Genomic DNA, 12,718 nt, shown 5'->3' with positions numbered 1-12,718 from the left:
ACTACGCCGAGCAGGCGACGGCCGAACCGACGAACCTGAAACCCCGTCAACCCTCACTGACCAGCTGATCAGCACCTCTCGCGCAACGGGGGAACCTCAGGCGTAGACGCCGGGCTGGGGCAGGGTCATCTCCCCGGCCGGCCCCATGGTGATCTGGTTGATGACGAGAACGCCGGTTTCGGATTCCAGGGTGACAGTGGCGATGCCCTCGGACTCCCCGGGGGGCTCCTGAGGGCTGTCCCAGATTCGGATGGCGACCTTGACGCGAATGTCGGGCTGGAGGCTGCGGAGGTACAGGTGGTAGCCGTTGCCCGCGACCACCTCGGTGCGTGAACGGTTCGCCGCGTCGTCATCGTCAAGGTAGGCGTCGGAATCATAGACCTCGACGAGGGAGTAGTTCGGGCTGGCTGTGGTGTGGTACTCCGTGATGAGCGCCATGGTCGCGTGGTCTCCGGGGGCTACGGAACAATCTTGACGTAGAAGGCGTCTCCGTCAAGTATGCGGTTCGCCGTGTACATCGAGTTCAGGCGCCGGCCACCGGCCTCATCACTGTCAGCGTTCGTGTGTCATGGCCGCCGTCAGTCCAGCCGCTCAGGACGAACTCTGTCGACCAGATGCACCAATGCTTCCTCCGGAGTCCCGCCATAGAGGGCGAGGAACGCATCGTAGGCGCCGTACGTCCGGCCCCCCTCGGCGACGAGAAGCACGAGAGGACCGGAGGCCGCCGTGCCCACGGGCGTCAGCTTCTCTCCCGTTCTCTGCTCATATCCCCTCAGCTTTTCGCCGTTGACGATGCGACTGGCGCGCTCGGCGTTCAGTTCGCAGCTGTGTTTCCCTGGATCGAGCGGATGGCGGGGGTAATCGAAGCCCGATCCGTTGAATTCCTCGACGAAACGCAGCACCGTCGGCGAGCAATGGATTCCCAGCTCATCCCAGACATCCCTGATGTGCTGGACGTCCGCTTCGGAGGCCATCCACCGGGCGTCCTCCGCCAGGATGTCCGACAGCCTTTCCGGCAGTCCTGCCTCACGAGGGCTATCAGGCCGATCCGTCACGCGCGCCGCCCCTTCCCATAATTCTTCTGCTGGGTTCTTACCGACTCCCAGTACAACACTGTCTCCACAGTTGTGGACCAGGACCGACGCGGCCCCCGCCAACACATAGTACGTATGGAGGTCCGAGACGGTCAGTTTGTACGCAGTCTCGCCCGCACTGGTCCACTTCCTGACCAACCGTGACCCGAGGATACCTTCGGAGCGGTCTTGGCCTGTGCCTTCTTTAGAACCGGGTTACCGGTCTTCTTTTTCGCGGCCCCGGAAAAGGCTGCGGCTGGAGGCTCGGGGTCCGTGAGGTGCGGGCATCCCGTCAAAAGCCCAGCGGCCCCACCGGAAACAGATCCGGTGGGGCCGCTGGAACTCTGTGAGGCTTCCCCTATCGGCGGTGTTTACTCGGGACCGGTGGTGGGGTCACCTTCGGGGGAAGAGCCAAACCCCATACATCCGACCACTTTGAGCGGTTGCGGATCAAGGTAGAGACGAAAGAGGTATCCGCCTCGTTCGCGATCGTCCACGTTGGCCACAAGAACGCCCTGCTCGCCCTTTTCGGCAAGACCCGCAAGGCATTCCGTGATCCCGACAACCGGCTTACCGCGCCGCTGCAGACTTCCCACCCTCCCGCGAAGGATGCCCCGAAGCATCGACGCTGGAAGAGGTTTGAGCCAGATCTCGAAAGGCGCTCCGGAAAGCAATGCATTCTTGGCCTGAATGCTGGCATCGGAGTCGGACTTGAATGCAGCGAGCAGTTCACTCGCGGATACCTCGTTCACCTCACCGCCGCCTGACTGGTGTCCAGGTTTGCCCGAAGTCGAAGCTGATGTCGTCGGCCAGGATTTCACCAACGATGAGATGCTCGTCTTCGAAGAACCTTTCATATGGACCGTCGTGGATCTGAATGTTTCTCGACGGCCCTATGGCGGGATCGATGCCTGCCACCCTGATGCGCAGCATCACACCTCTCCCAATCCACTCGTCTCCCCGATTCTGGGCAAAGAACTCGGCAGTTTCGAAGTCGTCCGACCACGACGTGAAGATGGTATCCGTGCCATCTCCACCCGAGTGGTCGTTCAGGTCCGCGCGGGTTCCGCGGGGCACCGCACGGCCTTGCGCAGCGGTGTCATAGCTATGGTGCCCCTCGACGACACCGCGGTAGTAATACCCATCAACGTTCGCTCCACAGTTGTGGACCAAGACCGGGGCGCTACCAGCAAGCACATAGTACGTATGGGCGTCATCGACCGTCAGGTTGTGGACGGTGGCCGACCCGCTGGTTCGGTGTTCCACCGCTGTGATCTGGACCAGGGTGCCCGCGCTCGTGCGCAGCCATTGGCCGTTCTTCAGGTCGATGGCGTCGACCCACGTGTCGAGTGCGGGGACCCAGAAGGGGTGGCCGTCGGTCGCGGTGATCGTGGCCGTGGCGGTGCCCGTGTCGCCGTCCGTGTCGACGGTGAGCTCCACCAGGTGCTTGACGCCCTCGCCCTTGATCTCGGCGGTGACCGTCTCCGTGGTCGTCTCACCGGTCTCGGGGTCCGTGGCGAGGACCTTGTCGCCGGTCTCGACGTCCTCGATCGGCTTGGTGGAGCCGTCGGCCATCAGGACGAGCGTGCCGGGGACGAAGCTGTTGCTCGTCTTGCAGGAGCCGCCCGCGGCGGGTGCGTCGGAGTCTTTGCCCCCACCGCCGGTGTCGGACTTCTTCTCCGCGCCGTCGCCCTTCTTGCCGCCGGAGTCGCCCTTCTTGGTCTCGGGTGCCTCCTTGGCCTTGGCCGGAGGTGCCGGGGCCGGCTTCTCCTTCGGCTTCGGCGTGACCGGCGGGGTGACCTTGTCGGCCGCGTCGACCGCGTCCTCGGTCTTCTTGGTCGCCTTGGTGGCATCCGACGCCGTGTCGGCCGCGTCCACCGCCTTGTTGACGTACCGCGCGCCCTTCCCCGCCGTGGCCGCGTAGCCCGCGATGGGGATCGCCGAGGCGTAGGACAGGCCCGCGTCGATGTAGTTGCCCTCGGCTGTGTACCAGACGCCGTTGAGGAGGTCGGCGGGCTCGCCGAAGACCGGGACCAGGCCCAAGACATCGAGGGCACCGTGACCAATCGGGCTGATCCAGGACTCGCCCCAGTACAGGCCCGTCGGGTCCGGGAAGGCCAGCGGGTTGTTACGGCCGTACGCGTAGGCGTTGAGGTGCTGTGGGTCGCCCACGTTCAGAGCGGGGTCGACGGAGACGAACCGTCCCGTCGCCGGATCGTACGCGCGTGCGCCGAGTTGGATCAGACCCGTCGTCACGTCCGCCGCACCACCGACGAAGGACTTGTCACCAGGCCACGCGCCCGCCGCCGGCTTGGCGCCGCGCACCTCACCGAAGGGGAGCGTGCGGCGCTGTGTGATCGCCGAGTCGGCCGCCTTGATCGCGATCTCGGCGGTGCCGTTCTGGCCGCCGACCAGCCAGGTCACCCCGGCAGTCGTTCGTACGGCGATCCTCTGGCCCGCGTGAGAGTAGTAGCGCGTGCCCGCCAGGGTGTTCTTGGCCGTGTCCAGGCGGATTTCCTGGGCGCCCAGGTACAGCGTGACCGCGCCCTTCTCCTTGCGGAGGAGGCGGCCGCCTGAGGCGTCGTACGCGTACGAGGTTTTGTTCGCCTCGTCCAGGTTGTCGCCGGACAGGTACGGGGTCACCGCGCTCAGGCGGCCTTGCTCGTCCCAGTCCAGCTTCTGGTCGACGGCCGGGGTGAGGTCCGTCGCCGCCTTGGTGCGGCGGACGGTGTTGCCCGCCTCGTCGTACTGGAAGCTCTGGGCCGCGGTCACTTCCTTGGCCGCCGTCGCGGTGCGCACCTCGGCCGACTTCAGGGCATGCGCGTGCGTGCCGCCCTTGGCATCCTGGGCCTTCGGTACGTACGTCGTCGTCTGCGTGATCGCCGCGTCCCCGGTCGTGCCGGCGGCGTGGCGGACCTCGCTCGTGCGGTTGCCCGCCGCGTCGTAGGTGTACGAGTGGCGGTACGGGGCCGGGCCGCCGACGGTCGCCTCACCGGCGCTCGGTGCGCAAGCGGTGGCCGTCTGGGTCCAGGCCTCGGTCAGGCGGCGCAGGTAGTCGTACGAGAAGCACTGGACGTCGGCCGTCCTGCCCTCGGGGGCGTCCGCGATCTTCTGGATGTTGCCGGTGGCGTCGTAGCTGTAGGTGATGTCGGAGTCGGGGGTCTTGACGATCTCCCGGTCGATGCGGGCGCGTTCCAGGCGCCGGGTGCCCTCCTCGTAGGTGTTGGTGAGCCAGGTGTACTTGTCCGCGCTGGCGGTGCCCAGCGTCAACTGGAGCATCTCGCCGTAGTTGGAGTAGCGGGTCTCGCGGGCATAGTCCGTCGTGTCGCCCAAAGTGAAGGACGGCAGGCCGGTCGCCGTGTAGCCCTTGGTGATGGTCTCCGCAGGGAGGCCGCCTGCCGCCGGGAGGCTGACGTCATCGGGCGAGCCGTCCGGCTTGTACGACGCCGTCGAGGTGTACGTGCCGGCCAGTTTGCCCTCGGCGGCGGGGATGGTCACTGAGGTCTTCGTCGGGCGGCCCGCCACGTCGTACGCGTCGACCGACGAAACGTAGCCGCTTTCCCCCACCCACTTGGTGGCTGAGGTCAGGCGCCCCTTGCCGTTCGGCACGGTCGCGCTGTCGTACTCCCAGGTCGTCAGCTTCTTGTCGCCGTTGTACAGCGAGCGCTGACGGCCCAGCTTGTCGTAGTTGAAGGTGAGGGTGATCTCGCGCTCGTTGCGGACCGTCTTCACCTGGTCCAGGTCGTTGTACGTCATCCACGTCGTACCCGCGTCCGGGTCGACCGACTTGGTCTGCCGGCCGCGTACGTCGTACTCAGCCGACCAACGGTTGCCCGACGTGTCCTTCACCTCGGTGAGCCGCCCCGCCTCGTCATAGTCGTACGACGTCGTGTCCGCCGCACCCGTGGGCGAGGATGCCTTGAACTCCAGGACCTTGGTCTTCTGGCCCTGGGCGTCGGTGTATGTCGCGGTGGGTGTGGCGCCGGCCGGTGGGTCGACCGTCGTGTGGTCGCCGTGGTACGCGGTCTTCGTGCGCCACTTCTCGGTGCCCGCCACGCGGAAGATCGAGTCGGTCGCCCGGCCCGCCGCGTCGTAGACCGTCTCCGTCTCGCGCGGCGTGCCCTCGGAGGCATCGACGACGTTCACGAACGTCGTGCCGACGGCCGCCGTGTTGTAGAACGGGCCGATCTCCTTCACGGCCAGGCCCCGGGTGTCGTACTCGGTGGTCGTGATGACACGGCCCGAGTTCGCGGCCGGTGTCTGGGTCTGGCGGGGTCGCAGCAGGCCGTCGGAGAGCTGGTGGCTGGTGGCCACCGAGCCGTTCGGCAACAGCGACTTCGTCGTGGTGACGACGGGCGCGTTGTTGCGGATCAGGTAGGCGTATTCGAGGCTCGGTGTGTCCGTGGCCTTGGCGCGGCCGGGGAGCCAGACCTTGAGAAGGCGGCCGAGGGCGTCGTACTCCAGGTCGGTGCGCTGCTTGTTGGCGTCGACCGTGGCGGTGACCAGGCCCCAGCGGCGGTCGACCGTGGAGGTGGTGGTGTTGCCGAGCGGGTCCTCGACCTTCATGCCGGTGACCGGGCCGCCGGTCGTCGGCGTGTACGTCGTCTTCGTCGCGTTGCCCGCCTGGTCGGCGGACTCGATGACACGGCCGTGCACGTCGTACTTGGCCGTCGACGTCGTCACGTACTGCGGGGTGCCGTCGTCCGTGTAGCCCTTGACCTTCTCGCTGCGCACCACGTCGCCCTTGGTGGGCGTGGTGCCGTAGGTGTCGCGGTCGTCGTACCAGGTGCGGACGTCGGAGATCGCCTCGCCCTTGAACGACGTGGGCGCGCCGTCGTCGCAGTTGACGGGGACGACCGTGACGCGCTTCAGCAGCGTGAGCAGGTTCGCGTCGGTGTTGCGGTTGTACTCGTTCGTCGTGCAGGTGTCGTCATCCGTGACCGCCAGGTCGCCGGAGTCTGAGGAGCGCACGAGCATGCCGTACGAGTCGTAGAAGTGCTCGATGGCTGCGCGGCGGACCTTGCCGTCGTCCAACGCCGTACGCGTCTTCGTCGACTTGACGGCCGCGTAGGACGCCTCGTCCTTGCCCTCCGTGGCCGTGGGCTCGGACTTCCAGGGCGTGCTGACCGAACCGGTCACCTCGGCGCCGCCGTTGAAGCTCCGCTGTTCCACGACGAAGCCCTGGTGGCGGGCGTCGTCGCGGATCTTTGTGCCGTCGGTGGCGGTGACGGTGACCGACTTGGTGCCGCCGGACTCCTTCTCCCGGTCGCCGTCCATGCCCTGGAGGTAGGTGGTCTCGGTGCGGAGCTGCTTGCTGCCCGCCTCACCGGTCTTCATGGTGACGGTGCGGTAGCCGCGCCACTGGTTCCAGGTCTTCTTCTTGGTCTTGACGAGCTCACTGTCGTCGAAGGCCCAGGCGGCGCCGGAGTAGTCGTAGGAGGTGACCTTGTTGGGGCCGGTGACGGTGACCTCGTCCTCGATCACCGTGTCGACGACGAACTTGTGGAACCAGTCTTCCTTCTCCCCGACCGTGCCCTCCTTCGACCAGAAGGACGGCATGCAGCGCTTGGTGTTCGTCTCGGGGGTCGGAAGGTTGGAGGGGGTGCACTCGGTCGGCTTGTAGTTGACCGAGATCGTGCCGCCCGTCTCCGACTGGATGGCCCGGATGCGCCACTTGTACATCGGCAGCCGGTCGTCGGAGCCGGTGTCGACGCGGTTGGCGTCCTGCCGCTCGTAGAAGGTGACCTTCGGGAGTTTGTTCGCGCCGTCCTTGCCGGAGTGGGTGACCGACTCCAGCCACAGGGCCGGGGCGTGGGTGGTGTCGGCGCTCTGGTACTTGTGCGCCAAGTCCCACTCGTCGACGTCCCCGTACGTCTTGCCGTCGGAGCCCAGAACCTGCGTGGTGACCTTCGCCAACCGCTTGCGGGAGAAGAAGGTGGGGGACCACTGGTCCTTGCACTCGGTGTCGGAGGTGCAGATCTGCTCGAACGGCACATCCGGCCAACGCTTGGCCGTGGACTCCTTCAGATCGCCCGGCTCACAGTCGGCGGCGGCACCCGTGCAGCGTTCAGCGACGTCGAAGACGACCTGCGAGGGCGCGGCGGTCGTGTTCTCCTTGCCCGCCTGCTCGCCGTACTCGATCCGCTTGAGGTAGCCGCCGCGGTCGTAGGAGACGACCTTGTCGCCTCGCACGCTGTCGTACTTGTTGGTCTCGGTGCCGTAGTAGTACGTCATCGTGTTGCCGTGCACGTCGACGACGTAGTCGAGGTTCCAGCGCCAGGACTGCTGGCAGCGGGACTCCTTGAAGGTGTCCGCGTGACAGGGCTCGTCCTTGTCGTCACCGAAGACCGGGACCTCCCAGGAGGAGCCGGTGAACTCGGTGTCGGCGGACTCGCGCTTGCCCTTGCCGAAGTGGTAGCGGGTGCCGTCGGTGGTGGTGACGACCCAGTACTCGTTGTTGTTGTCGGCGTTGGAACCGTCGTACTTACGCTCGATGACGGTGCCGTCGTCCTGCTTCAGACGCCACTCGTCCTTGCCCTTCTTGACCAGCTCACCGGCCCGGCCGCCGAAGTTCATGGTGGCGTTGTCGGAGTGCCAGCACAGGTCGTACTTCTGCGAGCCGGCCTCGTCGTGGCCGTCCTCCGTGCAGGAGCGGTAGGAGCGCTCGATGTAGCCGGCGCTGAGGTCGAAGCCCTCACCGATCCAGGAGGTCTGGTTGTTGCTGGAGGCTGTCCGACCGTCCGTGGCTGCGGAGTTGTAGCCGAGCCCGAGCTGCGGGGAGGGCCCCGCGACGGCCGGAGGCACCCGCAGCGGGTACTGCCAGGTGAAGCCGCCGGTCTGCCCGGCGACCTGCCAGGACGCGGAAGGAGCCAGCGACGTCGCCGCGTACGAGCCCGACCCGCCCGCAGGGCCCGCCGCGACCGCGAGCAGCGGGGCCTTCGCGGTGGGCAGCGCGGCCACATCCGCGGTGAGCTTCTGCTCGCGGACGTCGTTGTCGGTCTTCATCGGAGTGACCGTTTGGCACTTGGCTGCCTTGGGCGTGGTCAGCGCGCAGGCGGGCAGTTCGACCAGGCGCAGCCGCTGGGCCCAGTCGCCGCCGTAGGCCTGGGCGAAGGCCGCGTAGTCGACCTCGACAGAGACCTTGCCGTTGGTGGTGCGGCTGTCGGCGCGGGTGACCTTGAGGAGCAGGCCGTCGATGCCGGCCTTCTGCGCGGCGGCGTGGCTGAGGACATCCACCTTGGCCCGGGTGGGCGTGGCAGCCGCCATCGTGGAGCGAGTCATGCCCTTCGGCGTGCCGACGCGGACCGGGAGCGAGCCGGCCTTGGCACTCGACAGCGCGCCGCGCTTCTTGGCGTCGGAACCGCCGAGCTCGACGGTCGCGCTACCCGCCTTCGGCCAGCTGGCCTTGAGGTTCAGCGGTTTGCCGTACGCCTTGGTGTGCTTGAGCGGGGTGGCAGTGCCGTCCTGGTCGACGACCGGGGTCGAGGCGACGTCCTGGGTCTTCGGGCGCCGCTTCTCCCGGGCCTCGTCGGGGTCGTCGCCGAGGGCCGGGGTGCCCTGGAGCAGGGTGATCGTCAGGGCTGAAGTAAGGGTGACACCGAGGGCTTTGGCCCAGGGGTGTGTTCTGTGTCTGCGAGATGCGCGCACGCGCGCTCCCCCTCCCGTATGGGTGCGAAAGTGCCCCGGGTGCCCGAGAAGTTCGGGCACCCGGGTGGACGGCTCTGGTCGAGAGTCGTCAGTGATGGTCAGCGGTCATCAGTGGTTGACAGCGGTCGACAGTAGTTGTCAGTTGTTCGCGAGCCGGAAGATCTCCGTCCCCGACAGCAGGCCGGGGACGAGGCGCACGTCGTCGATGTCACCGGCGAACGGGTCGGACCAGTCGGCGCCGTACTGTGCGCGGCCGATGTTGAGACCCTTCGTGGCGTTCCAGACGTCGGTGACGGTGGCGCTGCCCTGCTCCTCGCCGTCGACGAAGAGCGTGAACTTCCGGGTCACCGGGTCGTAGGTCCCGGCCAGGTGAACCCACTTGTTCACGGTCGCGGGCCGCTCGCTCGCCGCCATGGCGCGGACGATGTCGGAGTCCGCGGTGTCGCTGATGTGCCGGCCGAAGATCCAGCGCTTGTAGGCGGTGGAGTAGTAGAGATTGAGACCGTTGCCCTGGTTGCCCGCCTGGCTGACCACCGAGATGTTCTTGGACAGTGACGTGGGCCGCACCCACGCCGATACGGTGAACGCCTGCCCGGTGTGCACGGCGGACACAGCGGTGGCGTGGTCGGTGGTGCCGTTGAAACGCAGCGCCTTGTCGGCCGGGTCGCTCGCGGAGTTGTTGCCGGCGACCCAGTCGGCACCCTTCACCGTCAGGTCCCGGTCGTGGCCGGAGGTGTCGGGGGCCGTGGCGCCGGAGGTCTGGTCGAGGCCGTACACGGCGGCAGCGCAGGTGTTGGCAAGGATGTCGGCGCAGGCGCGGTCGACGGTGAAGAAGTACTTCTCCAACGGGCCCCGGTTGCCGGCCCGGTCGACACTGCGCACGTAGAGCACGTTCGGACCGAAGGTACTGGTCGGCACCTCGATGGTCGCGTTGCCGCCAAGAGCAGCCGGATCAGCCTTACGGGCGGGTGTGTCGTTGCCGAGGTCCCACTCGTAGAACTCGACGTCGTTCTTGAACACCGGGTCCGCGTTGCCGTTGGCGGAGAGCGTGAAGTGCCGCTTGGCACCGACGGGCAGGTCTGCCTCGCTCGCCACCGGCTCCACGTGCGGCTCGGTGGTGGGGGCCTTCACGTCCACCACGAACTCGCACCAGTCGGACCACTCCGAATACCCGGAGTCCTTGAGCTTGCCGGTGGAGCCGTCGTAGGTCTGGGCGTGCCACTTGTACCCGTGCCCGTGGGCCAGTTCCTTGACCGGGATCCCCCGCTCGAACCTGCCCTCGTTCTGCGGCCCGTCCTTGCCCTCGTAGACCATGGGCCGGCCGTCCACCTGGTCCCACACCCGGAACGTCGCGGTGAGGTTCTGGCCGGAGCCGTCCGTGTGCGAGTCGGCGTCGGTGCCGCTGACGGACATGGCCGGGGTCGCGTCACGGATCCACGGCCGCTTGGTGTTGTCGGTGGTGCAGGTCTTCTCCTCCGGGTTGCTCAGCTTCTCCCCGGTGGGCTTGTTCGGACGGGTGTTGTACGTGACGACGAGCTTGGCGTTGTCCCCCCGGAACCGCTTCCAGGAATTGGGGTCGCCCTCGTCGGCAGCCCGCAGCGAGAACGCAATCGGGTCCTCCCCCGCGGCCTTCTTACGGACGGAGGAGGTCAGGTTCTCGTTGCTCTCGTTGGCGCTGTCCTCGAAGTCGACCCAACTGGCCGGCGCGTCCGGGCTACAACTGTCGCCCCGCCCGTACGCTACGGACCGGTCGACCATCAGGTCGCCGTCCTTGGGCTTGTTGTTCCAGTTGGTGGCCGAGTCGACACCACCCTCGGCGACCATGTGCAGGTTGACGGTGCTCTTCGTGCACGAGAAGGAGAACGTCTCGTAGACCTCGAAGACGGCCTTGGAGATCGTCCGGTTCTTCCAGCCGTCCGTGGAGAACTGGAAGTACATCCGGTTCGTGTACGGCGAGCCGCTGCATACGTAGTAGATGCCGCCGATGGTGTCGGCCGAGCAGCGGCCGACGCCCTCGTCCTTCTTGAACTTGTGGAACTCGGTGCTCGGGTTGGCGCTGGACACGTACAGCCACTCGCTCTTGGACATGCCGGCCTCGGGGTCGATGTAGACCGGGAAGTCGGTGTCGTCGGCGGTGAGCAGGGCCCGGTCGGGCTCGACGGTGACCGCGGACGGCGACACGTCGAGGGCCATGTCGGCGACCTTGGCCGCAGCGTCCGGCGCCTCCTGCGGCAGGGTCTGGGCCCCGGAGGCGGGCACAGCGTCCGCCGGGACCTCGTCGCCGGAGTCTGCGGAGTCCCACATCTTGGGCGCCTGGCCGCCGAAGACCCGCTCGCCGGAGGCGTCCACGGCCTGGAGACCACCGGTCGCTCCGGTGGACAGATCGAGGCCCTCCGCCCGTACGGGCAGCCGTAGTGCGGCCAGTTCAGAGCTGCGGGCCGCCTCGGGCGTCTTGACCTCCAGGACGTACGAGTAGCCGGTGACGGAGGCGCTGGCCAGCAGATCGACGCCGGGGAGCACCTCGCGGTACTCGGCGGTGTCCCCGTCGAGAACCGGCTCGGGCAGCGGTGTGGGCCAGCTCAGTGTGAAGGACTTGCCCTCCTCGCCAAGTGTGACGAAGTCGGACGAGCCCGCCGCCGCGAAGGCCAGGTCGACGACGGCGGCCTTGGGACCGACCGTGCCGTCCGGGCGGCGCTCCAGGGTCGCGTCCGCCTTCACCCAGCTGCCGTCGGGACGCTCCACCCGCTGCGGCTGGACACTGGTCTCGCTGGTCAACGAGCCGTCCGGATTGGCGAAGACGAGCTCGTCCTCGGTGCGCTGCTGAATGATCTCCACCGGTTCGCCGGTCTCAGCTGCCAGTGCGAACGCGGCCGCCTCGCCCGAGGCCGGCGTTGTGCTGCCGGCCGCGCCGGCCGGACTGGTGACGGCGGGCAGCGTGCCCAGGACGACGGCGCTGCCGAGCAGCATGCCGAGCGTCCGGGCAGCACGAAGCCGCCGGAACCAAGGGTTGGTCATACCCTTTTCTCCCCCTCAGGCTCTCCCCAGAGCCCGCTATGAAATTGATGTGGCCATGCCGTACAGCAGTGGCCAAAGAAACGTATGGGACTCCCTTTACCGGATCAAGGGCATTTCGAGACTGAACCGCCTCACAACCCTCCACCGCACGCACCGCTCATGCCCACGAGCGGCCCTTGGCGCGGGAGGACGCGCGCGGCGGATACAACGGATCCACGCACTTCGGCCGGATCGTGACCGAAGAGCCGACGCACCGGCAGGATGGATTCCACGCCGGCCTCGCGCACGCTGTGCACAACCGATCGGCGGCAGGCTGGGGCCAACGTCGCCCCCGGAGGGCGCCGCCGCCCTGAGCCGGACACCGAAATCCGGAGGCTGTTCCCGGACGGCTGACCTTCAGCATCCGCTTCGGCGCTAAGGACGTGCGCCCGCTCCTGCCAACGGTCGTCGACGCGCCAGCCCGCCACGGACCGGCGCAGGACCAGCACAGAACATGCGGGCGCCTCCGGCTCCTTGCCCAACTCGAACAGGAACGGCCACTACGAGCCCGAGGACGCTATCTCTCGTACGACGGGATCGAGGGCGGGTAGCTGAAGTTGTCCGGACCGGACAGTCCCGCTGTTTTCGTTCGCCACATCGAGGGCGATCGTGTTTTCACCCGTCGGTCCAGGTTCAACCGCACCCGCTGATGAAGCGTCAGACACACTTGTCCACCGGTTGTCCACCGAACCCCATCGCGTATACCTGACCCGCCCCTCCCGGATGAGCAAAAGCCCAGCTCAGAGTCCTATTGATCCGAAACTCAAAGGGTTCTATTCGAGGATGTAGCGGACGTGCGGGCCGCCGAAGTAGCCGCGGACGATGCGGGGCTGGCGTTGGCGTCGGTGGAAGAATCGGCGGGTCTCGGCGGCGAGTTGGGCCTGGTCGCGGGCCCGGCTGTGCATCGGCAGGCTCCGTTTGAGGTCGGCGTTGACCAGCTCGTC

General features: G+C 67.2%; 5 protein-coding genes and 1 pseudogene. 1 reads left to right on the top strand and 5 read right to left on the bottom strand.

Going from position 1 to position 12,718, the window contains the following annotated elements; translation table 11 throughout:
* Positions 1–96: 96 nt before the first annotated feature.
* Entirely contained in the window at positions 97–438 is a 342-nt protein-coding gene (locus P1P70_RS29585; protein ID WP_319243093.1) for a hypothetical protein, read from the bottom strand.
* Between the two features lie 140 nt (positions 439–578).
* On the bottom strand, positions 579–1,055 hold the full coding sequence (locus tag P1P70_RS29580) for an SUKH-3 domain-containing protein (RefSeq protein ID WP_319243091.1): 477 nt from the start codon (positions 1,053–1,055) through the stop codon (positions 579–581).
* A 461-nt stretch (positions 1,056–1,516) separates the two neighbouring features.
* On the opposite strand from P1P70_RS29580, the gene P1P70_RS29575 reads away from it, so the two are divergent.
* Positions 1,517–1,840, top strand: coding sequence for a hypothetical protein (locus tag P1P70_RS29575; RefSeq protein WP_319243089.1), 324 nt, complete (start codon positions 1,517–1,519; stop codon positions 1,838–1,840).
* On the opposite strand, the gene P1P70_RS29570 is transcribed toward P1P70_RS29575, so the two are convergent.
* The 3 genes and pseudogenes from P1P70_RS29570 to P1P70_RS29560 form a co-directional block, all read right to left on the bottom strand.
* Complete coding sequence (locus tag P1P70_RS29570; protein WP_319243087.1) at positions 1,827–8,720, bottom strand: polymorphic toxin-type HINT domain-containing protein; 6,894 nt, start codon at positions 8,718–8,720, stop codon at positions 1,827–1,829. The genes P1P70_RS29575 and P1P70_RS29570 overlap by 14 nt on opposite strands.
* Before the next feature lie 138 nt (positions 8,721–8,858).
* Positions 8,859–11,735 carry a LamG-like jellyroll fold domain-containing protein gene (locus P1P70_RS29565; RefSeq protein ID WP_319243084.1) on the bottom strand — a complete coding sequence of 959 codons (2,877 nt, stop codon included), beginning with the start codon at positions 11,733–11,735 and terminating at the stop codon, positions 8,859–8,861.
* Between the two features lie 812 nt (positions 11,736–12,547).
* Positions 12,548–12,718 (bottom strand): annotated as a pseudogene (locus tag P1P70_RS29560) (IS630 family transposase); the annotation flags it as partial.

Origin of the sequence: Streptomyces sp. MB09-02B (assembly GCF_033794485.1) — a bacterium.
In the GTDB taxonomy this organism is placed as follows: Bacteria; Actinomycetota; Actinomycetes; order Streptomycetales; family Streptomycetaceae; genus Streptomyces.
Note: the sequence above shows the minus strand (reverse complement) of the source record. Positions and strands in the feature narration are given on the sequence as shown.